Below are 26,549 nucleotides of genomic sequence, written 5' to 3' on the forward strand. Positions count from 1 at the left end.
GCAGCGACAGCGCCCTTTGAAATAGCCGGCTTGGGCAGGGCGTATGCGCCCGCAGTCGATTGACAGGCCCTGTCTTCTATGCAGAAATTGGTTGGACCATTGAGCCATTTGGTGACCCGTTGGCATGACCGAATTCGGCCTTTCCCCCATACAGGCAACTGCTCGTGACGACGCGGTGCTCAAGGCGCTGGCCGGCTTTGTGATGCGGGAAGCTCTCGGGCCCGGCCAGAGACTGCCGACCGAACGAATCCTTGCCGAGCGCCTCAAGGTGAGCCGCAACACCGTGCGCGAGGCGTTGACGCGCTGGGAAGGGCTAGGCCTGGTCGAACGGCGGCAAGGCAGCGGCACCTATCTCAAGGGAGTGGTCTCGCTGGACATGCTGCACATGCCGCTGACGCTGGCCGGCGGCAATGATTTCACCAGCCTGATGCAGACGCTGGAAATCCGCCGGGCACTGGAAGCGGAAGCCGCCGCCCTGTGCGCCGTCCGCGCGGGCCAGGCAGATCTCGTCGAGATCGGGCGCAAGCTCGACATTATGGAGCAGGCCTTCCACACCCGCGCCGGGATGTCGGCGGAGGAGGACTGGGAATTCCACCAGTCGATCTACCGCAGTTCCGGCAATCCGCTGTTCGAGCAGATCATCGCCGCCATGCACGAACTGTTCCATCGTTTCTGGGAGCATCCGCTCGGCGTTCGTGATTTCGGCCACGCCAGCTTTCCTTACCACCGCACCATCTACGAACGCATTGCCGCGCACGATCCGGAGGGGGCCCGGGCCGAGGCGCTCAAGCTGATCGCCACCGTCGAGGACGATCTGAAGCGCGGCGCGGCCAAACTCGAACTTTCAGGCCAGAAATGAGCGATCATCCCGCCGGTTTCGAAAACGACTATCTCGCCGAGGCAGCGACGCTTCTCGCCCATGACGAGCCTTTCCCCGGCGGCGCGGTGGTCCCGCCGATCTACCAGACTTCGCTCTTCACCTTCGCCAACTATTCCGAGATGGCCGACACATTCGCCGGCAGGCGACATCAGCCGATCTATTCGCGCGGCGACAACCCGACGGTCATGGAGTTCGAGGCGCGTGTCGCCGCTCTCGAAGGCGCGGAGGCCGCGCGCGGCTTTTCCAGCGGCATGGCGGCGATCAGCGCCACGGTGCTTGCTTTCGTCGGTGCCGGTGAGCGCATGGTTGTCGTGCGCAATTGCTACGGCGATGCCTACCGGCTGTTCGAACGGCTTTTGCCACGGCTCAACATCAAGGTCGACTACGTCGACGGTTCCGATCCGGACGCGGTCGCGGCAGCACTTCCCGGCGCCAAGCTGCTCTACCTGGAAAGCCCGACGTCGATGATATTCGAGCTCCAGGACATAACCCAGCTCGCGCGGCTGGCCAAAGAGCAGGGCATCATCACCTCGATCGACAATTCCTGGGCGACGCCGGTGTTCCAGAAGCCGATTTCGCACGGTGTCGACCTGGTGCTGCATTCGGCCTCGAAATATCTCGGCGGCCACAGCGACACCGTCGCCGGTGTGGTGGCCGGTTCGGCCGCCCATATCCGACATATCAACGAGCAGACCTATTCCTATCTCGGCGGCAAACTTTCGCCTTTCGAGGCCTGGCTGTTGCTGCGTGGCCTGCGCACATTGCCGCTGCGGTTGCCGCACCACATGAAGAGCGGGCTGACCATCGCCGAACGGCTGAAAGCGCATGACCATGTCGAGCGGGTCAACCACCCGGCCTATTCCAACCATCCAGGCAAGGCGACGCTTGCCGGCTATGCCGGGCTGTTCTCGTTCGAAGTGACGGAAGACGTCGACATCCCGGCTTTCGTCGATGCGCTGAAACTCTTTCGCATCGGCGTCAGCTGGGGCGGCCATGAGAGCCTGGTCGTTCCGGCAAAGGCCTCGCTCGAGCAGACGCCGGGCCTGAATTCGATGGCGCGCTTCGGCGTCAGCCCACGAACCATCCGCTTCAGTGTCGGATTGGAAAGTGTCGAAGACCTGTGGGCGGATGTTGCCCGGGCCTTCGACAGAGCAAAAAGATAAAGGAGCCGTTCAAAATGGGAGTGCTGAACATGAAAAAACTGAGCATCCTTCTTGGTGCCGTCTTGGGTCTGGCGATTTCCGCCGGCAGCGTGCTGGCCGATTCCACGGTCAAGATGGTCGAGGTCATCACCAGCCCGCCGCGTACCGAATTCCTCAAGAAGCAGATCGCCGAATTCGAGGCGGCCAATCCGGGTGTCAAGGTCGAGCTGGTATCACTGCCCTGGGGACAGGCGTTCGAGAAGTTCCTCACCATGGTGCAGGCCGGCGACACGCCCGATATCGTCGAGATGCCGGAACGCTGGATGGGTCTCTATGCGACCAACGGCCAGCTCGAGGATCTCGGGCCATACATGGCCAAATGGGACGATGCCAAAACGCTTGGCGAGCGTGCCAAGCAGTTCGGCTCGACGGTCGATAACAAGCAGTACATGATCCCTTACGGCTATTACCTGAACGCGCTGTTCTGGAACAAGAAGCTGTTCAAGGAGGCTGGTCTGGACGGTCCGCCGGCAACGCTCGATGAATTCGTCGAGGACTCCAAAAAAATCTCGGCGATACCGGGCAAATACGGCTACTGCCTGCGCGGCGGCCCGGGCGCCTTCAACGGCATGCATATGTTCATGAACATCGCCGCCGGCAAGGGCGGGTATTTCAACGAGGACGGCACCTCGACCATCAACGAGGAAGGCTCGGTCAAGGGCCTGCAGATGCTCGCCGACATGTACAAGAACGGCCTGGCGCCGAAAGATGCGGTGAGCTGGGGTTTTAACGAGACCGTCACCGGGTTCTACAGCGGCACCTGCGCCATGCTGAACCAGGATCCCGACGCGCTGCTCGGCATCGCCGACAAGATGAGCGCCGACGATTTCGCCGTGGCGCCGATGCCGGTCGGACCGAGCGGCAAATCCTATCCGACGCTCGGTTATGCCGGCTGGGCGATGTTCGCCAATTCCCAGCACAAGGACGATGCATGGAAGCTGATGGCGACGCTGTTGTCGCCCAAGGACAATCTGGAATGGGCAAAGGAAGTCGGCGTCATTCCAATCCACAACGGCGCCGACCAGGACGCCCACTTCAGGACCGAGCAGTTCAAAGGCTGGTTCGAGGAACTGAACAACGGCGACAAATACGAGATGGTGACGCCGCCGACTCACCTGGAAAACCTTGGCAATTTCGTAGACCAGGTGGCGATCAAGAATTTTCAGGAAGTGCTGCTTGGCCAGAAAGCGGCCAAGGACGTGGCTGACGAATGGGCCAAGTTCCTGACCAAAGAACAGCAGGACTGGCTGGCCAAGAACAAGAAATAGCTCTTCTTCCTTCTCCCGTTCACGGGGAGAAGGTGTCACGAAGTGACGGATGAGGGCGGCGCCAACCCGTCGTGGCTCGTGTTGCCTCTCATCTGCCTGCCCGTCCTCCGCAGCAGCTGCGCTGCAGCTGCGGAGGGTGGACCGGCATCTCCCCGTAAACGGGGAAGGCGCTGTCGCCAGCCCGTGGTTACCCAGGAGACGATCCAGTACCAATGACCTATGCCGTGTCCGAAATCCGATCCGCCGGCAGGCCGCGAAAGAAGCGGCTATCCCATGCCGTGATCGAGCCTTGGCTCTATCTCAGCCCGGCGATCGCGCTGCTGGTCGTCGTGCTCCTGGTGCCGCTGGTTATCGGTGTCGGCTACTCGTTCCGCAAATTCTCCGCTTTCAAATCCGAATATGTCGGGCTTGGGCAGTATCAGGCGATGCTGTCGGATCCTGTGCTCGGGCAGGCGCTCGTCAACACGCTATGGTGGACGGCAGCCAGCCTGTTCTTCCAATTTTTCCTTGGACTTGGCCTGGCGCTGCTGCTCGATACGCCGTTCCGGGGCAGAAAGATCGTGCAGGCCGTGGTGTTCCTGCCTTGGGCGGTACCGTCCTTCCTCTCGGGCCTGACCTGGGCCTGGCTGTTCAACCCGATCATCGGGCCGCTGCCGCATTGGCTCTACGCCTTGGGGCTGAAAGCCGAGCCAACCAACGTGCTCTCCGATCCCTCGACAGCCATGTGGGGGCCGATCGTCGCCAATGTCTGGTTCGGCATTCCCTTTTTTGCCATCACCCTTTTGGCGGCGTTGAAGTCGATCCCGTCAGAACTGCATGAGGCGGCGGCGATCGACGGCGCCTCGCCGTGGCAGCGCTTCACCAAGGTGACGCTGCCGTTCCTGGCGCCGACCATCGTCATTACCGTCATGCTGCGCACCATATGGATCGCCACATTCGCCGACCTGATCTTCGTCATGACCGAAGGCGGGCCTGCCGGTTCGACCGCCACAGTGCCGGTCTATATCTATGTCAGCGCGTTCAAGTCGCTGGACAAAGGCTATGCCTCCGCAGTGGCGGTCCTGCTGCTTGTGCTGCTCATCGTCTACGCGGTTGCGCTTATCGGCATCCGCCGTTCGCTGGTGAGGCACGTCTGATGATTGCCGGACGCTCCGCTTCCTCGCGCGTCCTCGGCGGTATCGGCCTTTACGGCGCCATCGCCGCCTATATGGCCTTCGCGCTGTTCCCGATCTTCTGGACGTTGAAGATCTCGGTCACGCCGGAGCGGCTGCTCTATTCCGAAGGCATCACTTTCTGGCCGTCGCAAACGACGCTGCAGAACTTCGTCACCGTGCTCGAAGCCAGCGATTTCCCGCGTTACTTCCTGAACAGCGTTATCGTTTCGGTTTCGACGGCAGCCTTCGTAACGGTCATTGCCACGCTGGCCGGCTACGCCATGTCGCGATTTTCCTTCCGCGGCAAGGCGACCCTGGCCATCCTGCTTTTGCTCACCCAGACTTTTCCGCTGGTGATGGTCATTCCGCCGATCTACCGCATCATGGGACAGATCGGCCTCATCAACAGCCTGACCGGCCTCGTCATCATCTACACCGCGTTCAATACGGCCTTTGCGACCTTCCTGATGCAATCTTTCTTCGACGGCATCCCGAGAGACCTGGAAGAGGCAGCGATGATCGACGGCTGCACGCGCCTGCAGGCGATGCGCAAGGTGATCGTGCCGCTGACGCTGCCCGGCATGGGCGCGACGCTCGGCTTCGTCTTTACCGCCGCCTGGAGCGAGTTGCTGTTTGCGCTGATGCTGATTTCCAGCGACGACCAGAAGACCTTCGCGGTCGGCCTGCTCACCTATATCGGCAAATTCGCGGTCGACTGGGGACAGATGATGGCGGCTTCCATCCTGGCGCTGATCCCGGTCTGCGTCTTCTTTGCCTTCCTGCAACGCTACCTCGTCACCGGCCTTACCGCCGGCGCTGTCAAGGGATAGATCGATGGCCTCCGTTACACTTGACAAAGTCCGCAAAGACTATGGAGCGGTGCGCGTTCTGCACGCAGTCGATCTCGAAATCGCCGACGGCGAGTTCGTCGTTCTGGTCGGCCCGTCCGGCTGCGGGAAGTCGACACTGCTGCGTATGATCGCCGGGCTGGAGGAGGTCTCCGACGGCGAAATCCATATTGGTGAGCGCCTGGTCAACGATATGGCGCCAAAGGACCGCGACATTGCCATGGTATTCCAGTCCTACGCGCTCTATCCGCACATGGACGTGTCGAAGAACATGGGCTTCAGCCTGATGCTGAGAAAGGCCGGGAAGCCGGCGATCGATGCAAGGGTGGACAGTGCCGCCAAGCGGCTCGGGCTCGATGCGCTTCTGCAGCGCCTGCCTCGGCAATTGTCCGGCGGCCAGCGTCAGCGCGTCGCCATGGGCCGTGCCATCGTACGCGACCCGAAGGTCTTTCTCTTCGACGAGCCGCTTTCGAACCTCGATGCCAAGCTGCGCGTTCACATGCGTGCCGAGATCAAGGCGCTGCACCAGCAATTGAAGACCACTTCGGTCTATGTCACCCACGACCAGACCGAAGCGATGACAATGGCCGACCGCATCGTCGTCATGCATGACGGCCTCGTCCAGCAGGTCGGTGTGCCGCTCGATCTGTACGACCGGCCGGTCAACATGTTCGTCGCCGGGTTCATCGGCTCGCCCGGCATGAATTTTCTGTCTGCCGTGGTTGAAAAGGGCGCCAAGCCGGATGCCATCCTGGCCGACGGCCAGAAGCTGAGGCTGCCGGACGGCCTGCCGCTCAGGGATGGCGATGCGATCACCGTCGGCTTGCGGCCCGAGCATATCCGGCTCGCCGACAATGGCGCGCTGAAGGGCGAGGTGGGTGTCGTGGAGCCGCTCGGCCTGTCCACCCAGTTCTATGCCAGGCTTGCCGGCCAGCAGGTCTGCGTGTTTGCCATGGGCCGGGCCAGCGTGAAGCCGGGTGAGGCCGTGCGCCTGTCGGCTGATCCGGCATCGCTCCATCTGTTCGATCCGGCAAGCGGCGATCGCATCGGCTAGCCCTGTATCCCCGAAATGAAAAACGCCGCCCGGAAGGCGGCGTTTCGGTACTGCGAGAGAAAACCCGATTACTTGATCTTGGTTTCCTTGAATTCGACGTGCTTCTTGGCGACCGGGTCGTATTTGCGGAACGACAGCTTGTCCGTCTTGGTGCGGCTGTTTTTGCTGGTCACGTAGAAGAAACCGGTGTCGGCGGTCGACAGAAGCTTGATTTTGATGTTTGCGGCTTTGGCCATGATGTTCGTCCGTTGAATGTTCGTGGAGTTTTGGCCGCTGGAGCACGGGAAACACCCGGACGCGGGAAACTTGCCGCGACACATAAAGAACGCGCCCGGAAAGTCAACCCTTGTCCAGGTTCTGTGTCGTAAGCAGATGAGTTGTCCGGATTAGGTAGCACATGAGTTGTCCGGGTTTATGCCAGCCGATGGAGGCTGGGGACGAAGCGGACATTGAGTGCTACCAAAACCCGACAAGTTGATTGGGTGCCGACAGCCGCGGGAGGCTCCTGTGTGCCTCCGGCCGTCCTCTGGGTGGCGTCTCAGTTTGAATGCTGGCTATGAATATCGAGCGATGGACGGCTGATCGATCACCCAAAGCCAGTTCCCGTCACCTTGCCGGCGAGCGATTTCCGCAGTAACGGTGCCGTCGGCAAGGCGCGTGGAAGTGAGCGCCAAATCCCTGTTGATGATAGCCGGACGCTGATCTCCGAGATCAAACTTTCGTCCCGCTGCCACCAACTTGGCGTAAAATCGGCGGATGGCATCTCTGCCGCAGGCCAACTGTCCGTTGCCGGTATCGAGGATGGCACCGGGTTCGTAAAGAGCAGCCATTCCTTCCGCGTCTCCCGCTTGCTCGCGAGAAACCAATAGCCGCGCCAGGTCCTGGGGATCGCTTGCCGGTTTGCGGTTTGCTTCATCATTCATCGGCAGGCTTCCTGACAGCCAGATTCAAACCGAGATACGACCAGGTTCCGGTCACTCCGCCGCGACGGTTTCCGGTTGTAACGCCTTCTTCCAGTCTCCCGTCGTGTTCCACCAGCGGTTCGGGTTGGTGCGGTCGTCGAGACCCTTGGAGCGGCTGGCAAGCAGTGGCTGAATGCGGATCACCGGTTCCTGATAGCTGTGAACCTGATAAATCGCCTCGACGACGCGTGCGGCGAGCTTCTGGTCATCAGGCAGTTCGAACGACACCTCGACAGTCCCCGACCGCCTGCGCAATTCCGTCTCGGCGCCGGCGGCGGCACCTTCAAGCGGCCGGTAACGTTCGATGCCGTCCGCCGACTGAAAGGCATTGCTGTCATATTTGCCCATTTCGAGCGGCGCGATCGCGACCACCGCCTCCATGATGCGGTCGACATCGGCTGCCGGTGCCTGAAAGGTCACCAGCAGCAGCAATTCCATCCGCAGCGATTTCGTTTCAAAGCCACTATCGATCATCCGAGGTCTCCCTGCTTATGCACTTTGGGGGAGCATATACTCGAGCCCTCCTGACATGGTTGTGTCAGGAGTTGGTCAGCAGTGGGAGCGATGTCGGCAGCTGGGCCGAGTCAGAGGATTTTGTGGAGCAGCCTGGTGCCGACCAGCACGATATAGCAGGCGAAGAACAGGCCGAGCGCCCAACCGAAGCCCGACGGCCCGAAAGCGTCCATGCCGATGCCGATCGCCTGCGGGCCAAGCACCATGCCGACGCCGTAGCAGAGCACGAAGGCGGCGTTGGCGGAGGCCAATTCGTGGCCGGAAAGCTGCGAGCCGAGATGCGCCAGGCCGATTGTGTACATGGCAGCGACCACACCGCCCCAGACGAACAGAAGCGCTGCCATCAAATGCCAGTTCTGCGCGAAGTACGGCATGAAGACCGTACCGGCAAGCCCGACGGTGGCACAGGCCATCAGCAGATAGCGACGGTCGCTTACGCGGTCGCTGATCATGCCGATCGGGATCTGCAACAGCACGTTGCCAAGCCCGATCATGGTGAGCAAAAGGGCGGCGTCCGCCTCTGAGTAGCCGATGCGGCTACCGTAGACCGGGAACAGTGCAAAGCCGCCGGTCTCGACCGCGCCGAACACCAGCACGGCCGCGGTCGCCGTCGGCACCAGCCAGATGTAACGCAGGAAATTGCTGGTTTCGCCGTCCGAGACGATCGTCGGGCTCTCGTTGCGTGCCGCCAGGACCGGTATGGCAGCGAGCGTAACCAAGGCGATGGTAACGCCGAAGGGCAGGAAGCCGCTGCTGCCGAGATGGGCGAACAGCCAAGGCCCGGCGGCAAAGCCGAGAGACAGCACGGTGGCATAGATGCCGAGGACCAGTCCGCGCCGGTGTGGCGGCGCCGAGGTGCTGATCCAGAATTCCGACAGGATGAACAGCACCGTTAGCGCGATATGCAGCAGCACGCGCAGCGGAAACCACATCCAGAAAGCTGGCGCGAAATGGAAACCGACAAAGGCCAGCGCCCCGGCGGCGATCATGGCAAGCATCGTCCAGGCGACCCCGAACCGCATGGCAAGCGGGGTGGCGAGCGGCGCGCCGGCGATAGAGGCGAGGCCGGCGACCGCGGTGTTGAGACCGATCATCGACGCGGAATGGCCACGCGTTTCCAGGATCACGCTGAGCAGCGGCATGCCAAGGCCGATGGCAATGCCGACGACGCTGATCGACGAGATCGCCGCGACCATCGGCAGCCAGTGTACGCGTTCCTTGCCCTGCGGCTGGGTATCGACTGTCATGGAATGCCTGGCTGCTCTAGAGAATTTCGCGGACGAAGCGATTGTGGACAAGCCGGTAGAACGGCACGGGACTGCCGGGGCTCAGCAGCGGATCCCAGGCGAGCCGCGTTTCCAGTTCCTCCAGGACCGTGCGCGTGATGTCTGGAATATCGGCTTGCCTGGCCTTGGCCAGCGGCAGCCAAACGACGTCCTCCAACTCGTTGGTCGGACCGCCACCCGGCAGTTCAACGGCGACATCGTCGCGCCATGCGGCGAGAAAGCGCGTATCGAAGCGGCGCACCCGGTTGGGCGGGGTGATGGCGCGTGCGACGAAGCGCAGCGCTTGCAGTGATGGGATGACGCCGTGTTCGACAAAGCCCTGCCAGTCGCGCCTGGCGGTTGCGAACGCGCCTTTTTGACCGATCAGCAGGCCGGCCTCCTCATAGGTTTCGCGGATTGCCGACAGGGCAATCGCGCGGGCGCGAGCCGGGCTGGTGCGACCGATACCAGCGGTCAATCTCGCTTCTTCCTCGGGATGAAGTGCGGTGGCTATTGAGATGCGGCTGTCGGCCGGATCTGTGCGGCCGCCAGGAAACACGAATTTTCCCGGCATGAAGGCATGACCGGCGTGGCGCCGGCCCATCAGCACCAGGAATTCGTCGCCTTTGCGGTCGAGCAGGATCAGCGTCGCGGCGTCGCGTGGGCGTATAGGCTTGGCCTCGAGCGCGATCCGCTCAACCTTGTCGACTTCCGCCTTGGTCATAACGTCCATGCGGTCGACCTAGCGGAATCTTCTCCGATGCGAAAGTGGCGTCCAGCCATGCCGATTGCGCCAGCCTCGGTTTCAAGCCTCGGGATGCGACTCGATCAGATCTTCTTCACCGCCAAAGCCGTGCATATAAAACGCCCATTGCAGGCCGATGACAGCGCCCTTGACCGGTTGCAGCAGGACGACGGCCAGAATGATGGTCAATGGCACCCAGATGGCGATGTGCTGCCAGGTAGACAGCGTCGAGGTCGCCTCGACACCCATGAAGGCCCCGAGCACGATGTGGCCGACAATGACGACCACGAGATAGGCCGGCAGGTCGTCGGCGCGATGGTGGTGGAGCTCCTCGCCGCAATGATCGCATTTGTCGACGGTCTTGACGAAGGCGCGAAACAGCTTGCCCTCGCCGCAATGCGGGCAGCGGCCGAGCATACCGCGCTTCATTGCCGTCCATAGCGGCCGGGCGGTCCGGCCCGAGTGATGTTCGCCACCGAAAATCCGTTCTTCCACCTGCAGTTCTGTTGGCATTACCGTCTCCTGCCGCGCGAGCCTGGACGCGATTGCGACGCCCGGGCGCGGCCTTTGGCCTTGTGGAACGACCGTTTGGAGCCGGGCAGCGGCTTTGGCTCGGTCAGCATCTCGAAACGCATCGCGCCGGCCATCGGCGCCACCTCGATCAGGCGAACCTCGACGCGATCAGCAAGCTGATAGCCCTTGCCGGTGCGTTCTCCGAAAAGCGATCGAGCAGTTTCGTCGTATATATAGTAGTCGCCGCCCAGGGTTGAAACCGGAATGAAGCCATCCGCGCCGTACTGCGGCAATTGGACAAACAGGCCCGATTTGGTGACGCCCGAGATGCGGGCGTCGAAACGGTCGTCGATGCGCTCGGCGAGAAAGGCGGCGATCAGCCGGTCGACCGTGTCGCGCTCGGCGGCCATCGCGCGCCGCTCGGTCGCCGAAATCAGCGCCGAGACCTCTTCCAGCCGCTCCGCCTCGTCCTGCGTCAGGCCCCCCGGACCAAGGCCGAGTGCGGCAATCAGCCCACGATGCACGATCAGGTCGGCATAGCGACGGATCGGCGAGGTGAAATGCGCGTAGCGCTTCAGGTTGAGGCCGAAATGGCCGATATTGGCGGGCGAATATTCGGCCTGGCTCTGCGAGCGCAGCACCACTTCGTTGACCAGCCCCTCATTATCGGCGCCGCGCACGCGAGCGAGGATGCCGTTGAACTGGTTCGGCAGCATTTGCGCGCCGCGCGCCAGCGACAGGCCGAGCGTCTGCAGGAATTCACGCAGCGATTCCTGCTTGGCGAGCGAGGGCGCATCGTGGATGCGGTAGACCAGCGCCTGGCGCTTCGCCTCGAGTGTCTCGGCGGCGGCGACATTGGCCTGGATCATGAACTCTTCGATCAGTTTGTGCGCGTCGAGCCGCTCCGGCACGACGACCTTGTCGACGGTGCCGTCCTGCTTGAGCAGGATCTTGCGCTCGGGCAGATCGAGTTCGAGCGGCTGGCGGGTGTCGCGGCCGCGCTTCAGGATCGCGTAGGCGTCCCATAGCGGCTTCAGCACCGTATCGAGGATCGGGCCAGTCGTGTCGTCCGGTGCGCCGTCGATCGCCGCTTGCGCCTGCTGATAGGCGAGTTTCGCCGCCGACTTCATCATGACGCGATGGAAGGAATGTCTGAGTTTGTGGCCATCGGCCGAGAAAGTCATACGCACCGCTATCGCCGGACGATCCTGGCCCTCGCGCAGTGAACAGAGGTCGTTCGAGATGCGCTCCGGCAGCATCGGTACGACTCGGTCGGGAAAATAGACCGAATTGCCGCGCTTCAGCGCTTCGCGATCGAGCGCCGTGGCATAGCGCACGTATGCAGCGACATCGGCAATGGCGACGGTGACAATCACGCCGCCGGCGTTCTTCTCGTCGGTGTCAGGCATGGCGAACACCGCGTCGTCATGATCCTTGGCATCGGCCGGATCGATGGTGAGCAGCGGCAGCTCGCGCCAATCCTCGCGGCCGGCAAGCGTCGCCGGCTTGACCGCCTCCGCCTGGGCGATGACGTCGGCTGGGAAAATATGCGGAATGTCGTGTGCGTGGATGGCGATCATCGAGACCGCCTTTTCGCTGGTCAGCGACCCCAACACCGCCAGAACCTTGGCTCGCGGCAGCCCGTAGCGCGAGGCCCGTGCCGGCTCGACCTCGACCAGGTCGCCGTTCTTGGCGCCGTTCTGGAATTCCTTGTCGACGACCAGCTCCGGCTGACGCCTTTCCACCGGTTCGATGCGGAACGTGCCGTCCTTCAGCACACGGAAAACGCCGAGAACCGCATCGGTGCGCTTCTCGAATATCTTCATCACCCGGCCCGTATAGGCCGGGCCTGCCGGATCGTCGGTCGGAAAGGTCTTGGCCAGCACGCGGTCGCCGATGCCCGGCGTCGGGCCATTGCCGCCGCGCGACACGCGGATCGCTATGACCGGAGGTTCGCCATTGCCAATCGCTTCGGTCGGGTGCGCCAGCAGCACACCGTCGGCGTCACGGCCGAAGATGTCGAGCACCGCGACGTGGGGCAGGGCGCCGATACGGGCAAGCCGCTTGCGCTCCTTGGTGAGCAGGCCTTCATCCTGCAGGTCGCGCAAGACGTCCTTCAGCCAGATACGGTCTTCGCCGCGCAGCGCAAACGCCTTGGCGATGTCGCGTTTACCGGCGCGGTCCGGATTTTCGGCGATGTAACGCAGTATCTCGTCGCGTGAAGGCCGGTAATTGTCCCTGACCTTGGCACGGGTATCGGCGGTGCGCAGATCGCCGTGGCTTCTTCCGGAGACTTTGCGCGCCAACCCGTCCTATCCCTTTTTCCTGGCCGCCGGTTTTTTGGCCGCAGCCGGTTTCTTGGCAGGCGCGGCCGCTTTGCGGAAGGGCTTCCTGGCGCCGTTGCCGCCCTTGGCTTCCTTTTCCGCAATGAGCGCCACCGCATCCTCGATCGTCACCGATTGCGGATCCTTGCCCTTCGGCAGCGTCGCATTGACCTTGCCGAAATTCACATAAGGCCCGTATTTGCCGTCGCGCACGACTATGTTGCCGCCGCCGGCAGGATGCTCGCCTAGTTCCTTGAGCGCAGCGGCTGTGCCGCCATTGCGGCCGCCTTTGCCCTTCAATTGCTTCTCGGCGATCACCGAGACGGCGCGATTGAGGCCGATCGAGAACACGTCCTCGATGCTGTCGAGATTGGCGTAGGTGCCGTCATGCAGCACGAACGGCCCGTAGCGCCCCAGCCCGGCCGAAATCATCTTGCCGGATTCCGGATGCTTGCCGACGTCGCGCGGCAGCGACAACAAGGCGAGCGCCTTTTCGTGATCGATCGAATCGACCGTCCAGCCCTTGGGCAGGCTGGAGCGCTTGGCATCCTTGCCGTCGCCGCGCTGGATATAGGGGCCGAACCGGCCATTGCGCAGCGTGATCTCCTCGGCGGTATAGGGGTCCTTGCCGAGCACTTTGGTGCCGTCTTCACCACCGCCATTCTCGCCATTGGGATTGGCGGCGTCGCCGAGCTGGCGGGTGAAGGAGCATTCGGGATAGTTCGAACAGCCGACGAAGGCGCCGAACTTGCCGAGCTTCAGCGACAGGTTGCCGGTGCCGCATTTCGGACAGATGCGCGGGTTCGAACCGTCTTCCCGCGCGGGAAAGACCAGCGGCGCCAGTTCCTCGTTCAATGCATCGAGGACGTCGGTGACGCGCAACTCCTTGATGTCGGCGACGGCGCCGGAAAAATCCTTCCAGAAATCGCGCAGCACGTCCTTCCATGCGAGCTTGCCGTCGGAAATCTCATCGAGCTTTTCCTCCAGCGAAGCGGTGAAGTCGTACTCGACATAACGCTCGAAGAAGCTTTCGAGGAAGGCCGACAATAGCCGGCCCTTGGCCTGCGGCACCAGCTTGCGCTTGTCGATGGTGACATAGTCACGATCCTCGAGCGTCTTCAGGATCGCCGTATAAGTCGACGGCCGGCCGATGCCCAACTCTTCCAGCTTCTTGATCAGCGAAGCTTCCGAATAACGCGGCGGCGGCTCGGTGGTGTGCTGGGTGGCGTTGATCGCCTCGCGTGTGAGCTGCTCGCCGGCACGGATCTCGGGCAGGCGGCGGCTTTCCTCGTCTTCCGAATCTTCTTCCTTCTGCTCGATGTAAGCGGCAAGGAAGCCGTCGAAGCGAACAACCGAGCCTACAGCACGAAGCTCGGCGGTGCGCGGGCCGTTGATGGCCTCGACCTCGACCGTGGTGCGCTCTATCTCGGCCGGCTGCATCTGGCTGGCGATGGCGCGTTTCCAGATCATCTCGTAAAGCCGCGCCTGGTCAGCGTCGAGATACTGCCTGACGGAAGCCGGCGTGCGCATGAAATCGGTCGGACGGATCGCTTCGTGCGCCTCCTGGGCATTCTTGGCCTTGGCGGAATAGTAGCGCGGCTTTTCAGGCAGGTATTTAGGGCCGAATTCCTTGGCAATCGCATCGCGCGCGGCAGAGATCGCCTCCGGCGCCATCTGCACGCCGTCGGTTCGCATGTAGGTGATCAGGCCGGTGGTCTCACCGCCGATCTCCATGCCCTCATAGAGCCGCTGAGCCACCTGCATGGTGCGGTTGGCCGAAAAGCCGAGGCCCGATGAGGCTGCCTGCTGCAGCGTCGAGGTGGTGAAGGGCGGCCCGGGATTGCGCTTGGTCGGCTTGGCTTCGACCGACGCCGCCTTGAAGCTGGCGCCTTCGAGCATCGCTTTGATGTCGTCGGCCTGCGCCTTGTTGGAAATGTCGAGCTTTTGCAGCTTCTTGCGCTCGAAGGCGGTCAGCCGCGCCTCGAAATTATCCTTGCGCGGCGTACCGAGAATGGCGGCGACCTGCCAGTATTCCTCGCGGATGAAGCGCTCGATCTCGGATTCGCGGTCGCAGACCAGACGCAGCGCCACCGACTGGACGCGGCCGGCGGAGCGGGCGCCGGGCAGCTTGCGCCACAGCACGGGCGACAGCGTGAAGCCGACCAGATAGTCGAGCGCACGGCGAGCGAGATAGGCATCGACCAGCGGCGCGTCGATCTGGCGCGGATTGGCCATCGCCTCCAGCACGGACGCCTTGGTGATGGCGTTGAAGACGACGCGGCTGACCGGCTTGTCCTTCAACGCGCGCTTTTGCTTCAGCACTTCCAGGACATGCCAGGAGATCGCTTCGCCCTCGCGGTCCGGATCGGTGGCGAGGATCAGCCCGTCGGCGTCCTTGACCGCCTTGGCGATATCGGCGAGACGCTTTCCAGACGCGGTGTCGACGGCCCAGGACATGGCAAAGTCCTCATCCGGACGCACCGAGCCATCCTTGGCCGGCAGATCGCGGACATGGCCGAACGAGGCCAGAACCTTGTAGTTCTTGCCGAGGTACTTGTTGATTGTCTTCGCCTTGGCCGGCGATTCGACGACGACGACGTCCATACGGTCTCATATCAGTTGTGATGCGGCAGAAGAATTCCGCTGCGCGCGACGAAATCTCGTTCAATGTGTCGCTCACATGGCCGCGCTTTTGCATCCGGTCAAGGCCAAGCAGTCAAAATGCGGCCCTGTAGCGAATGCGCAACCCAACGGCGCGCCATGCGATTTCCGCAATCCTGGACAAGGGAAATGAGCAGCCTATCGCTGGACAAACCCGACAATTGATCCTGGAGAACGGGACAAACTCTCCCGCGGATATAAGAGAAACATCGAGCACGCGCCAGCCCTGCTTGAACAGATGCTGTAAAGCGCGCAATCGCTTGCCCGGCATTTTGCTCGGACAGTCGCAAGGAAGTACCGTGCTGAAAAGCTGGCCGCCGGGGCGGTTGGGTCGAGTTCCCAGCGACCAGCCGTGTTGCTGCCTGTTACAGCCGATCAGAAGCTCAAGGCCTAGTCGGCCTTGGCGATATGCCAGACGCCGCCGACACCCTCGCCGGTCACGTCGCCGGCCTTCTTGTCCTTGATGAACGTGTAGAGCGGCTTACCTTCGTAGGCCCACATCCTGGTGCCGTCGGTGCGGTCGACGATCGTCCACTCGCCCTCGGCCTTGGCGTTGGCGTCAGCCTTCAGCGGCGGCCAATTGGCGGCGCATTTGTCGTAGCAGTTCGACTTGCCCGCCTCGTCCTTGTCGTAGGTGTAGAGCGTCATGCCGCTGGCGTCGGTGTAGATCTTGGTGCCGCCGACCTCCGCTTCCTTCCACGCCTCGGCAGCGAAGGATGCGGCAGTGCCGAGCAAAAGCGCGGCTATGCCAATTGCGATCGTTTTCATGGACTTCTCCCTGGGTCATTTCGAAAAGCGTGCGGAACAACGCAGTTTCGTTTGATCAACGCTGCCTGGCTGCCCTTTCTTCCCGGGCGGGCGCCGACTTGCTACCCAATGTGATGGGGCCACGCGATGGTGATTGGCGGACGGCTGTTGTCGCGGCTATATGGCTGCGCAGTCATCGGGAGACGGAAATGGCATTGGACGTCGGCTATGTCAGTGCGATCGGGGCGGGAGCAATTTCCTTCCTGTCCCCCTGCGTGCTGCCGCTGGTGCCGCCTTACCTGTGCTATATGGCCGGCGTGTCGGTCGACGATTTCCGCGGCGAGGCCGGCATTACGGCAAAGGCCGGCGCGCGAGGCGCGCTGATTAATTCCTCAATCGCCTTCGTGCTCGGCTTCTCGACCGTCTTCGTCGCGCTCGGCGCCGGCGCCTCGACCATCGGCCATTTGCTGCGAGTCTGGCAGGAGCCGCTGGCAATGGCGGCAGGCGTGCTGATCATCCTGATGGGGCTGAATTTCCTCGGCGTACTGCGCATCCCTTTGCTTTCACGCGAGGCGCGCTTCCAGTCACAAGGCAAGCCGGCCAGCCTGATCGCCGCTTACGTCATGGGCCTGGCCTTCGCCTTTGGCTGGACGCCCTGTATCGGCCCGGTGCTGGGGCCGATCCTGACGCTTGCCGGCGGCCGCGAGACGGTGGGCGAGGGCGCGCTGCTGCTCGCCGCCTATTCGCTCGGCCTCGGTATTCCCTTCCTCGTTGCGGCGCTGTTTTCAGGCGCCTTCATGCGCTTTCTCGGGAAATTCCGCGTCCATCTCGGCCGCGTCGAAAAGGCCATCGGCGCGTTGCTGGTGGTCGCCGGCGTGTTTTTCCTGACCGGCGGCGTGCAGGCGGTGTCCTATTGGTTGCTCGAGAATTTTCCGGTGCTGGGGCAATTGGGATAGGTTTGCCGCCCGACATGGGTCTGTTCAGCCTTCGAAATAGCCCGGCTGGTCGATATCAGCGATCAGCCCGGGTCCGCTCGGCTGCCACCCCAGCAGCGCCTGGGTTCGTTCGCTCGAGGTCGGGACATCCATCGCCGCGAACATCGCGAACCAGCCAAAATGATCGGCGGCTTCTTCCGCGGACTTGGCGACGACCGGCACGTCCAGGCGCCGGCCGATCACGCCGGCGACGTCCTTGAACGGCACGCCTTCTTCGGCGATCGCGTGATATCGCCCGCCACCGGCTCCATGCTCGAGCGCAAGCCGGTAGACGCGGGCGGCATCGAACCGATGCACGGCAGGCCAGCGATTGAGCCCTTCGCCGATATAGGCCGACACGCCCTTCTCGCGAGCGAGGTCGATGAGAATAGGAACGAAGGCATGGTCGCCTTGGCCATGGACCGACGGAGGAAGGCGCACAACCGACGCGCGCACGCCGCGTGCCGCCAGCGCGGCGGCTGTCGCTTCGGAGGCGCGGGGATACGAAGCGGAAGATGGGACAGGCGCATCTTCCTCGGTCGCGATACGGCCCCGCGCCTGGAGCGCGGTCCCGGAGGTGACGAGCAGGGGCCGCTCGGAGCCTTCGAGTGCACCGCCCAAGGCCTCGATGGCGCGCCGGTCCATCTCGCAATTTTGCGCGAATTTCGAGAAGTCGTGGTTGAAGCCGGTATGGATCACTCCATCAGCTGCCGCTGCGCCCCTGCTGAGGCTTTCGAGGGCTTCGAGGTCACCTCGATGCACCTCGGCTCCGGTGGCCGCAAGCGACTTGGCCGACGCCGCCGAGCGGGCGAGGCCGAGCACCTGATGGCCGGCGCCGATGAGTTCTTGAACGACGGCAGAACCGACGAATCCGGTCGCTCCGGTAACGAAAACACGCACCACGACTTCTCCTTGTTCGTTTCTGGCCACGACCATTTTCGCGGCTCAGTTGTGTCGTGATAGGCGCTTGAGAAAATACGATCTATGCGGTAAAGTCCGTATTATCTTCGCAATCGTCCGGAATGACCTGTGGATCCCCTTTCAGATGTGCTCTCGCTGCTGAAGCCGCGAAACTATATGTCGGCCGGTTTCGATGCTGGTGGTGAATGGTCGATCCAGTTCCCCGACCAGCAGCAAAGCATCAAGACCGGAGCGGTGGTCTCCGGCCGGTGCTGGCTGTCTGTGGAGGGTGTTGCTGACGCAGTGCGCCTTGAGACGGGAGACAGCTTCCTGCTGCCGAGTGGACGGCCTTTCCGCCTTGCAAGCGACATGAGCTTGACGCCTGTTGAAGCCGTCAAGATTTTTCCGCCTGCGCGAGCCGGCGGGGTCGTGACCCACAATGGCGGTGGTGATTTCTTTCTGGTCAGCAGCCGCTTCGCGCTTGGCGGCAATCATGCCGGCATGCTGTTGCGGATGCTGCCAGCCATTGTGCATATCCGCAAAGAGTCGGACCAGTCGGCGCTGCGCTGGTCTGTGGAGCGGATGATGCAGGAGCTGCGCGAGCCGCAGCCGGGCGGCTTTCTGATGATCCAGCACCTCGCCCACATGATGCTGGTTCAGGCGCTGCGGCTGCATCTTTCGGAAGGATTGAAAGGTGGCATCGGCTGGCTCTTTGCCCTCGCGGACAAACAGATCGGCGCGGCGATCAGGGCCATGCATGACGATCCGGCGCATGGCTGGACGCTACAGGAACTGGCGGAACGGGCCGGCATGTCGCGATCGACCTTTGCGCTCAGATTCAAGGAGACGGTTGGCGCGTCGCCGATGGACTATTTGACGCGCTGGCGAATGCTGCTGGCTGGCGACCGGCTGACGAATTCCAGCGATCCCGTCGCCGTCATAGCGCTTTCGCTCGGCTACGAATCCGAAAGCGCCTTCAGCACAGCCTTCAAGCGGGTCATGAACTGTTCGCCACGGCAATACGGCCGTGGCCGAGCCCCCAGCTTCGCATCACGCAACGAGGCGGAAGCCGCCTGAGCCGATCGGCTTGAGCGTGTCGCGGGTTGGAGGTTCCACCGTCTCACCGGAATTTAACCGCATTGGTGCAGCATGGCGCCGGTGCTACTAACGCTTCGATTCCAGACCCCTTTCAACGGTTGCTGTCCCCATGAGCCAGAGATCCTGCCTGTCCATCATCCTCGCCGCCGGTGAAGGCACGCGCATGAAGAGTGCAGTGCCGAAAGTGCTGCACACAATCGCGGGCCTGCCGATGGTTGCCCATGTCGTCAAGGCGGCCGAAGCCGCCGGCAGCGGCGAATTGGCGCTGGTGATCGGCCATGGCGCCGATGAGATGCGCAAGGCTGCACTCAAGTTTGCGCCGAGGGCCGAGGCTTTCGTTCAGGAAAAACGTCTCGGCACCGCGCACGCCGTGCTTGCCGCACGTGCAGCAATATCAAAAGGTTATGACGATATCTTGGTGATGTTTGGCGACACGCCGTTGATCGATCCGGAAGCGCTCGCGGCGGCGAGGCTGAAGCTGGCGGAAGGTGCGGCCGTCGTCGTGGTCGGCTTCCGTACGGAAAATCCTTCGGGCTACGGCCGGCTTATCGAAAAGGCCGGCAAGCTCGTGGCCATCCGCGAGGAGAAGGACTGCTCGGACGAGGAGAAAAAGATCACCTTCTGCAATGGCGGGCTGATGGCGGTCGCCGGCAGGCACGCGCTGAAGCTGCTCGATCAAGTCGGCAGCAAGAACGCCAAGGGCGAGTATTATCTCACCGACATCGTCGAGATCGCCGCTGCCCAGGGACTTGATGTCGTCGCCACCGAAGCCAGTTTCGAGAACGCGCTCGGCATCAACAACCGTGCCGAGCTTGCCCAGGCGGAAGGTATCTGGCAGCAGCGCCGGCGGCGCGAGGCGATGCTTTCTGGCGTTACGCTGATCGCGCCCGAAACTGTGTTCTTCTCGCACGACACCGAGATCGGCGCCGATACGGTCGTCGAACCCAATGTCTGGTTCGGGCCGGGCGTGAAAATCGCGACGGGGGCCAAGATCCATGCCTTCAGCCATATCGAAGGCGCCACCATCGCGTCGAATTGCGATGTCGGGCCGTTCGCGCGGCTGCGGCCCGGGGCCGATCTGAGAACCAAGGCCAAGGTCGGCAATTTCTGCGAGGTCAAGCAGGCGATCGTCGAGGAGGGCGCGAAGGTCAACCATCTGACCTATATCGGCGATGCCCGCATCGGTGCCGGCGCCAATATCGGCGCCGGCACCATCACCTGCAATTATGACGGCTATTCGAAATTCTTCACCGATATCGGCGAGGGCGCCTTCATAGGCTCGAACTCCTCGCTGGTGGCGCCGGTGTCCATCGGCAAGGGCGGCTACATCGCCTCGGGCAGCGTCATTACCGAAAGCGTACCCGACGATGCGCTGGCTTTCGGCCGCGCCCGCCAGCGGACTCTACCCGGCAAGGGCAAGGAGTTGCGAGAGCGTTTTTCTCAGGCCGCGGCGGCCCGCAAAAAAGGGTAGACTAGCGGAACTCGGCGACAAGCTGGATTTCGCCAACGATTGCATCGTTGAAGGCCGACAGGTCTTCGGCCGGAATCCAGTATTCCAGATGCGCCCGGCTGCCGGCATGCTGGACGCTGTAACGGTCCAGAAAGCTGCGACTCACCTCGAAACGCGTCACGAAACCTGATCCGCTCGCGGGCACGTTCCAGTCTCGGGCGATCTGGGTGGCATAGGCCTCGCTGGTAACCGGATAGAAGATCGGCTGATCGGCAAGTCGAGGAGGAAAGGCGCGCATCCCTGCCCTCTGGATCAACTCCAGTTCGCGGGGACCAACCGGACGCCAAAGCGTCACCGTGTCAATTCGTTCGTTCATAGCCGCATCATGTCTTTGACTGATTTCTGGAGCCGTTGAGCCGAGATAGGATACATAAGCGGAGGAACTGAGCAATTGCAGTAACCGGATTGCAAGTGCGCCCTGTCATGGTGCATCTGTGCAGGATAGTCCGGCTGATACCGGACGAAATGGAATGTGATTTTTCGCGGCAGCCCGGCAGTCTCTAAATAGTGCCGGGTTTGAGGTCGGAATCGGGGGCAGGCGCCATGTGCGGTATCGTTGGAATTGTCGGTGACTCGCCGGTCGCGCCGCTTATCGTCGATGCGCTGAAAAGGCTCGAATATCGCGGCTATGACTCGGCCGGCGTCGCCACGATCGAGCACGGCAGGCTTGACCGCCGCCGCGCCGAGGGCAAGCTGGTCAATCTCGAGCGCCTGCTGAAGGACGAACCGCTCGACGGCATGATCGGCATCGGCCACACGCGCTGGGCCACGCATGGCGTTCCGAACGAGAGCAATGCGCATCCGCATTTTTCCGACGGCGTCGCCATCGTCCATAACGGCATCATCGAGAATTTCGCCGAATTGCGCGACGAGCTGATGCGCGACGGCTACAGCTTCGCCTCACAGACCGATACCGAAGTCGTCGCGCATCTGGTGGCGCGCGAACTGGCCAGGGGGCTGAAGCCGGTTGAGGCGGCGCACAAGGCGCTGAAGCGGCTGGAAGGCGCCTTTGCGCTCGCCATCATGTTCAAGGGCGACGAGGATCTGATCGTCGGCGCGCGCAATGGCCCGCCGCTCGCGGTCGGTCATGGCGACGGCCAGATGTTCCTTGGCTCCGACGCCATTGCGCTTGCCCCTTTCACCAATTCGATCACCTATCTGGAAGACGGCGACTGGGCGGTGGTGCGCCGCAACGAGGTCGATATCTTCGACATGGGCGGCAACAAGGTCGACCGCAAACGCCAACAGTCGCTCAGCACGAGCTTCATGGTCGACAAAGGCAACCGCCGCCATTTCATGGAAAAGGAAATCCATGAGCAGCCGGAAGTGATCTCGCACACGCTGGCGCATTATGTTGATTTCATCAGCGGCGTCTCGAAGCCGCTCGACCTGCCGTTCGATTTCGCCAAGATCGACCGGCTGGCGATCTCGGCCTGCGGCACCGCCTATCTCGCCGGGCTGATCAGCAAATACTGGTTCGAGCGCTATGCGCGGCTGCCGGTCGACATCGATGTCGCTTCGGAGTTCCGCTATCGCGAGATGCCGCTGTCGAAGAACGATGCCGCTTTCTTCATCTCGCAATCGGGTGAGACCGCCGACACGCTGGCGTCGCTGCGCTACTGCCGCAAGGCCGGCATGAAGATCGGCGCGGTCGTCAATGTGCGCGAATCGACCATGGCGCGCGAATCCGACGTCATCCTGCCGACGTTGGCCGGCCCGGAGATCGGCGTCGCTTCGACTAAGGCGTTCACCTGCCAGCTTTCCGTGCTGGCCTCGCTGGCGGTGCGGGCGGGCGTGGCGCGCGGAACGATTTCGCAGGAGCAGGAGAAAACGCTGATACGCGAGCTGTCGGAAGCGCCGCGTTATGCGAACCAGGTGCTAAAGCTCGACGGGCAGATCGAAAAGGTCGCGCGCGACCTCTCGCACTACAAGAATGTGCTTTATCTCGGCCGCGACACCAATTTTCCGCTGGCCCTGGAAGGCGCGCTGAAGCTCAAGGAAATTTCCTATATCCACGCCGAAGGCTATGCCGCCGGCGAGTTGAAACACGGCCCGATCGCGCTGATCGACGAGAACATGCCCGTCATCGTCATCGCCCCGCATGACCGTATCTTCGAAAAGACCGTCTCGAACATGCAGGAGGTGGCGGCGCGCGGCGGCAAGATCATCCTGATCACCGACAGCAAGGGCGCCGCGCACGCCACGGTGAAGACGATGGAGACGATCGTTTTGCCGGACGTACCGGAAATCATCTCGCCGATCATCTACGCACTGCCGATCCAGATGCTCGCCTATTTCACCGCCGTGTTCATGGGCACGGATGTCGACCAGCCGCGCAATCTGGCGAAATCGGTAACGGTGGAATGATCGGTTCCAAACGGCTACCGATAGGGTCCAAGTTGATCGTTTCGTTCAAAGGCAAAGCGGTGGAAGCGGTTGCCGAGGGGAAGGCACCGAAAGGTTTTCCACCGGATCTGGTTGCCCGTGGCGAACGTCGTCTTCGAGCGATCGAAAACGCCGGACAATTGAACGATCGCCACCCGGAAATCGCCTTGAAGCCCTGAAGGGAGCAGAGCTGGGCAGCATTCAATTCGTATCAACGACCAATGCCTGCTTCAAATGGACCAACGCTGGCGCCGAAGAGGTGGAGATCGTCGACTACCATTGAGCGGGCACTTGCCCTAAACCCTTGAGGTCTCTGAACCATGCTCAAGTTCGTACGTCCAATTCACCCCGGAGAGTTCCTGCGCGAGGAATATCTCGTCCCGCTCGGTATGAGTGCCGGTGCGCTGGCGAAGAAGCTCAATCTTCCTCGTACCCGTATCGAACGCATTGCCAAGGAAGAGATCGGCCTGACTCCTGATACCGCGCTTCGCCTCGCCAGGTTCTTCAACACCACGCCGGAATTCTGGATGAATTTTCAGCAGGCTTATGAACTTGAAACCGAGGCGAAGAAACTCGCACCGGAGCTCGAGAAGATCGAACCGCTGGAAGCCGCGGCATAGTTGATCTTTTAAAAACTTCGCCATTCCAAAGCGCCTTGGGGTTCAGTAGTGTCGCGCTGCAAACACACGCTGCGGTGAACCATGTCGGATGCTCTCAAGACCTCAGGCATGACCCGGCTGAGAAACTATTTCCTGACCGGCTTCGTCGTTTGCGCGCCGCTGGCGATTACCGCCTACATTGCCTGGTCGCTGATCGGCTGGGTCGATTCCTGGGTGAAACCCTACATTCCGGTACGCTACAATCCGGACACGTACCTGCCGTTTCCAGTGCCGGGTTTTGGGCTGATCGTTGCCCTGATCCTCATCACCTTCATCGGCTTTATGACCGCCAATATCGTTGGCCGCGCCATCGTCAACTTCGGCGAGCGCCTGCTTGGCCGCATGCCGCTGGTGCGCGGCATCTACCGTTCGCTGAAGCAGATTTTCGAGACAGTGCTGTCGAACAAGGGCGACATGTTCCGGCAGGTCGGATTGGTCGAATATCCGCGCAAAGGGGTCTGGTCGCTTGTCTTCGTCGCCAGCGAGAAGGAAACCGAGATCAACCAGAAGCTCGACCGGGAAGGCGATCCGCTGATTGCCGTGTTCATGCCGTGTACGCCCAACCCGACGACCGGCTTTCTGATGTATGTGCCGAAATCCGACATTGTGCTGCTCGACATGACGATCGAGGACGGAGCCAAGCTGATCGTGTCGGCCGGCCTGGTGGCGCCAGCTGTCAAAATGGTGACGGTGAACGGCGAGCATATCCACGGCGCGCTTGCCAATCCTCCGCTCGACACGATGCCTCAGCCGGCACGCAGGAGCCGCACGGCCTCGTCGCGGCCGAACAGATAGAGCAACAGGCGCAGCGCCGTGCCGCGTTCGGACTGCAGTTCCGGATCGCGCGACAGGATCAGCCGCGCATCGTCGCGTGCGGCCTCGAGCAGGTCGGCATGCGCCTCGATGCGCGCCACCTGGAAGCCCGGCGTGCCGGACTGGCGGGTGCCGAGCAACTCGCCTTCGCCGCGCAGCTTCAGATCCTCTTCGGCGATACGGAAACCGTCCTCGGTCTCGCGCATCACCGACAAACGGCGTTTTGCCGTCTCGCCGAGCGGGTCCTTGTAGAGCAGCACACAGGATGAAGGCTTGTCGCCACGCCCGACCCGGCCACGCAATTGGTGCAACTGGGCGAGGCCAAAACGCTCGGCATGCTCGATGACCATGATCGTCGCATCAGGCACATCGACGCCGACCTCGATGACGGTGGTGGCGATCAGGATACGGGTGTCGCCCTGCTTGAAGGCGCGCATCGCCTCGTCTTTGTCGGTGCCTTTCATGCGGCCGTGCACCAGGCCGATGCGGTCGCCGAACAGCGGCTTCAGCGAGGCAAAACGGTCCTCGGCCGACATCAGCTTGATCTCCTCGGATTCCTCGATCAGCGGACAGATCCAGTAGATTTTCTGGCCATCGGCGACGGCGTCGAGCATGCGTCCGATCAGTTCGTCGAGCCGTTCAAGCGGCAAGGTGACGGTGCGGATCGGCTGGCGGCCGGCCGGCTTTTCCGTCAGCTTCGACACATCCATGTCGCCGAATGCAGTCAGCACCAGCGTCCGCGGTATCGGCGTTGCTGTCATCACCAGCATGTCGGGCGCATCGCCCTTGGCGGTAATGGCAAGGCGCTGATGGACGCCGAAACGGTGCTGCTCGTCGACGACGGCGAACACGAGGTCACGGAACGTCACCGTTTCCTGGAACAGCGCATGGGTGCCGACGACGATGTCGATGTCACCATTGGCCAGCCCGGTCAGCGTGTCGGCACGCTCGCGGCCCTTTTCGCGACCTGTGAGGACGGCGACACGCAGGCCGGCCCGTTCCGCCAACGGCGCAATTGTTGCCAGATGCTGGCGCGCCAGGATTTCGGTCGGCGCCATCAATGCCGCCTGGCCGCCGGCCTCGACGGCACGCGCCATGGCAAGCAGCGCGACCACCGTCTTGCCGGAGCCGACATCGCCCTGCAAAAGGCGCAGCATGCGTTCGGGGTCACCGAGATCGGCGTTGATTTCGGCAAGCGCCATTTCCTGCGACATGGTCAGCGAATAGGGGAGTGCCACGCGCAGTTGTTCGACTATGCGGCCGTCGCCGACCAATGGCCGGCCAGATAATCGGCGGACCTTGGCCCGCACCAGCGCCAGCGATACCTGGCCGGCCAAGAACTCGTCATAGGCAAGGCGCCGCCACGCTGCGCCGTCGACGGAGACGTCGATCGGGTCGGCAGGATTGTGGATGCGGTTGAGCGCATCGCTGAAAGCAGGAAAGGCATGGCGGCGCCGGAACTCACCGTCCTGCCATTCGGGCAGCACCGGCAGGCGGGCCAGCGCCTGGCCGATGGCCCGGCGCAGTACCTTGCCCGAGAGCCCGGCGGTCAGCGGATAGACCGGCTCGACCAGCGGCAGGTTTTCCGCGTCGTCGGCAAGTGCGATATGGTCGGGGTGAACCATGGTCGGGCGGCCGTTGAACCATTCCATGCGGCCGGAGACGACGACATGCTCGCCTACGGGCATTGCTTTTTCGAGATAGGCGGCATGGGCATGGAAGAAGGTCAGCGCGATCTCGCCGGTGTCGTCATGGGCGTAGACCCGGTACGGGACCGACCTGTTGCCGCGTGGCGGCGGCTGGTGGCGGTCGATGCGGACGTCGAGCGTAACGATGGCGCCTTCCGCCGAGCCGGCGATGCCAGGCCGGTTGCGGCGGTCGATGACAGTATGCGGCAGCACGAACAAGAGATCCCCGGCGCGCGCGGCCCGGTCGCCGAGGTCGGCTGCTACGACTTTTTCGATCAGGGCGCCAACTTTTGGCCCGACCCCGGCAAGCGAGGTGATCGGGACAAACAGCGGATCGAGGAGGGAGGGACGCATGATGTCAGCTTATGTTGCGGCGACTGTAGCGC

General features: G+C 62.5%; 24 protein-coding genes and 1 pseudogene. 13 read left to right on the forward strand and 12 right to left on the reverse strand.

Annotated features, from left to right (window positions below):
• The first annotated feature begins 124 nt into the window (after positions 1–124).
• The 6 genes from NKH60_RS10550 (at position 125) to NKH60_RS10575 (ending at position 6,406) form a co-directional block, all read left to right on the forward strand.
• Entirely contained in the window at positions 125–859 is a 735-nt protein-coding gene (locus NKH60_RS10550; protein ID WP_023679986.1) for a FadR/GntR family transcriptional regulator, read from the forward strand.
• On the forward strand, positions 856–2,043 hold the full coding sequence (locus tag NKH60_RS10555; protein WP_352831590.1) for a PLP-dependent transferase: 1,188 nt from the start codon (positions 856–858) through the stop codon (positions 2,041–2,043). The genes NKH60_RS10550 and NKH60_RS10555 overlap by 4 nt, the downstream gene beginning before the upstream one ends.
• Positions 2,044–2,072: 29 nt before the next feature.
• Positions 2,073–3,350 (forward strand): ABC transporter substrate-binding protein, encoded by a 1,278-nt coding sequence (locus NKH60_RS10560; RefSeq protein WP_352770278.1) that lies wholly within the window; start codon positions 2,073–2,075, stop codon positions 3,348–3,350.
• A gap of 212 nt (positions 3,351–3,562) precedes the next feature.
• The gene (locus NKH60_RS10565; protein WP_352613811.1) at positions 3,563–4,486 is read left to right on the forward strand and encodes a carbohydrate ABC transporter permease; all 924 of its coding nucleotides are present in this window, start codon (positions 3,563–3,565) and stop codon (positions 4,484–4,486) included.
• On the forward strand, positions 4,486–5,334 hold the full coding sequence (locus tag NKH60_RS10570; RefSeq protein WP_352613810.1) for a carbohydrate ABC transporter permease: 849 nt from the start codon (positions 4,486–4,488) through the stop codon (positions 5,332–5,334). The genes NKH60_RS10565 and NKH60_RS10570 overlap by 1 nt, the downstream gene beginning before the upstream one ends.
• A 4-nt stretch (positions 5,335–5,338) precedes the next feature.
• Entirely contained in the window at positions 5,339–6,406 is a 1,068-nt protein-coding gene (locus NKH60_RS10575; RefSeq protein ID WP_352613809.1) for an ABC transporter ATP-binding protein, read from the forward strand.
• Positions 6,407–6,474: 68 nt separating this feature from the next.
• Here NKH60_RS10575 and rpmG read toward each other — a convergent pair whose 3' ends face one another.
• From rpmG to NKH60_RS10620, 9 genes are all read right to left on the reverse strand, one after another.
• Positions 6,475–6,642: a 50S ribosomal protein L33 gene (gene rpmG, locus NKH60_RS10580; RefSeq protein ID WP_006201775.1), complete on the reverse strand. Its 168-nt coding sequence runs from the start codon at positions 6,640–6,642 to the stop codon at positions 6,475–6,477.
• Positions 6,643–6,960: 318 nt separating this feature from the next.
• The gene (locus tag NKH60_RS10585; protein ID WP_352471772.1) at positions 6,961–7,329 is read right to left on the reverse strand and encodes a YybH family protein; all 369 of its coding nucleotides are present in this window, start codon (positions 7,327–7,329) and stop codon (positions 6,961–6,963) included.
• 51 nt (positions 7,330–7,380) lie between these two features.
• Entirely contained in the window at positions 7,381–7,842 is a 462-nt protein-coding gene (locus tag NKH60_RS10590) for a YqfO family protein (protein WP_352471771.1), read from the reverse strand.
• A gap of 110 nt (positions 7,843–7,952) precedes the next feature.
• Entirely contained in the window at positions 7,953–9,128 is a 1,176-nt protein-coding gene (locus tag NKH60_RS10595) for an MFS transporter (RefSeq protein WP_352770286.1), read from the reverse strand.
• A 16-nt stretch (positions 9,129–9,144) separates the two neighbouring features.
• The gene (locus tag NKH60_RS10600; protein WP_352872079.1) at positions 9,145–9,879 is read right to left on the reverse strand and encodes an NUDIX hydrolase; all 735 of its coding nucleotides are present in this window, start codon (positions 9,877–9,879) and stop codon (positions 9,145–9,147) included.
• Positions 9,880–9,951: 72 nt separating this feature from the next.
• On the reverse strand, positions 9,952–10,404 hold the full coding sequence (locus tag NKH60_RS10605) for a DUF983 domain-containing protein (protein ID WP_023679976.1): 453 nt from the start codon (positions 10,402–10,404) through the stop codon (positions 9,952–9,954).
• Positions 10,404–12,710: a ribonuclease R gene (gene rnr / locus NKH60_RS10610; protein ID WP_502898554.1), complete on the reverse strand. Its 2,307-nt coding sequence runs from the start codon at positions 12,708–12,710 to the stop codon at positions 10,404–10,406. The genes NKH60_RS10605 and rnr overlap by 1 nt, the downstream gene beginning before the upstream one ends.
• A gap of 6 nt (positions 12,711–12,716) precedes the next feature.
• Entirely contained in the window at positions 12,717–15,332 is a 2,616-nt protein-coding gene (gene topA, locus NKH60_RS10615) for a type I DNA topoisomerase (protein WP_352831594.1), read from the reverse strand.
• Between the two features lie 447 nt (positions 15,333–15,779).
• Positions 15,780–16,157: a COG4315 family predicted lipoprotein gene (locus NKH60_RS10620; RefSeq protein WP_352831596.1), complete on the reverse strand. Its 378-nt coding sequence runs from the start codon at positions 16,155–16,157 to the stop codon at positions 15,780–15,782.
• A gap of 188 nt (positions 16,158–16,345) precedes the next feature.
• Between NKH60_RS10620 and NKH60_RS10625 the strand changes: the two genes are divergently transcribed.
• The gene (locus NKH60_RS10625) at positions 16,346–17,092 is read left to right on the forward strand and encodes a cytochrome c biogenesis CcdA family protein (RefSeq protein ID WP_352471765.1); all 747 of its coding nucleotides are present in this window, start codon (positions 16,346–16,348) and stop codon (positions 17,090–17,092) included.
• Positions 17,093–17,116: 24 nt separating this feature from the next.
• Here the strand turns inward: NKH60_RS10625 and NKH60_RS10630 are convergent, their stop codons facing one another.
• Positions 17,117–18,010 (reverse strand): SDR family oxidoreductase, encoded by an 894-nt coding sequence (locus tag NKH60_RS10630; RefSeq protein ID WP_352831597.1) that lies wholly within the window; start codon positions 18,008–18,010, stop codon positions 17,117–17,119.
• Positions 18,011–18,139: 129 nt separating this feature from the next.
• Between NKH60_RS10630 and NKH60_RS10635 the strand changes: the two genes are divergently transcribed.
• Together NKH60_RS10635 and glmU are read left to right on the forward strand one after the other, a co-directional pair.
• Positions 18,140–19,087, forward strand: a complete 948-nt coding sequence (locus NKH60_RS10635) for an AraC family transcriptional regulator (RefSeq protein WP_352831599.1) — start codon at positions 18,140–18,142, stop codon at positions 19,085–19,087.
• Positions 19,088–19,217: 130 nt separating this feature from the next.
• The gene (gene glmU / locus NKH60_RS10640; RefSeq protein WP_352831601.1) at positions 19,218–20,579 is read left to right on the forward strand and encodes a bifunctional UDP-N-acetylglucosamine diphosphorylase/glucosamine-1-phosphate N-acetyltransferase GlmU; all 1,362 of its coding nucleotides are present in this window, start codon (positions 19,218–19,220) and stop codon (positions 20,577–20,579) included.
• Between the two features lies 1 nt (position 20,580).
• Here the strand turns inward: glmU and NKH60_RS10645 are convergent, their stop codons facing one another.
• Positions 20,581–20,934 (reverse strand): ADP-ribosylation/crystallin J1, encoded by a 354-nt coding sequence (locus NKH60_RS10645; protein ID WP_352502466.1) that lies wholly within the window; start codon positions 20,932–20,934, stop codon positions 20,581–20,583.
• A 227-nt stretch (positions 20,935–21,161) separates the two neighbouring features.
• On the opposite strand from NKH60_RS10645, the gene glmS reads away from it, so the two are divergent.
• From glmS to NKH60_RS10665, 4 genes and pseudogenes are all read left to right on the forward strand, one after another.
• Positions 21,162–22,985 (forward strand): glutamine--fructose-6-phosphate transaminase (isomerizing), encoded by a 1,824-nt coding sequence (gene glmS, locus NKH60_RS10650; protein ID WP_352831602.1) that lies wholly within the window; start codon positions 21,162–21,164, stop codon positions 22,983–22,985.
• Between the two features lie 32 nt (positions 22,986–23,017).
• A pseudogene (locus NKH60_RS10655) lies at positions 23,018–23,286 on the forward strand (type II toxin-antitoxin system RelE/ParE family toxin).
• A 37-nt stretch (positions 23,287–23,323) separates the two neighbouring features.
• Positions 23,324–23,623, forward strand: coding sequence for a HigA family addiction module antitoxin (locus tag NKH60_RS10660; protein WP_031212869.1), 300 nt, complete (start codon positions 23,324–23,326; stop codon positions 23,621–23,623).
• Positions 23,624–23,704: 81 nt separating this feature from the next.
• Complete coding sequence (locus NKH60_RS10665; RefSeq protein ID WP_352471756.1) at positions 23,705–24,457, forward strand: DUF502 domain-containing protein; 753 nt, start codon at positions 23,705–23,707, stop codon at positions 24,455–24,457.
• Here the strand turns inward: NKH60_RS10665 and recG are convergent.
• Positions 24,409–26,517 carry an ATP-dependent DNA helicase RecG gene (gene recG, locus NKH60_RS10670; RefSeq protein WP_352502469.1) on the reverse strand — a complete coding sequence of 703 codons (2,109 nt, stop codon included), beginning with the start codon at positions 26,515–26,517 and terminating at the stop codon, positions 24,409–24,411. The genes NKH60_RS10665 and recG overlap by 49 nt on opposite strands.
• Positions 26,518–26,549 lie beyond the last annotated feature (32 nt).

Source organism: Mesorhizobium sp. M1006 (genome assembly GCF_040318825.1).
Taxonomy (GTDB): domain Bacteria; phylum Pseudomonadota; class Alphaproteobacteria; order Rhizobiales; family Rhizobiaceae; genus Mesorhizobium.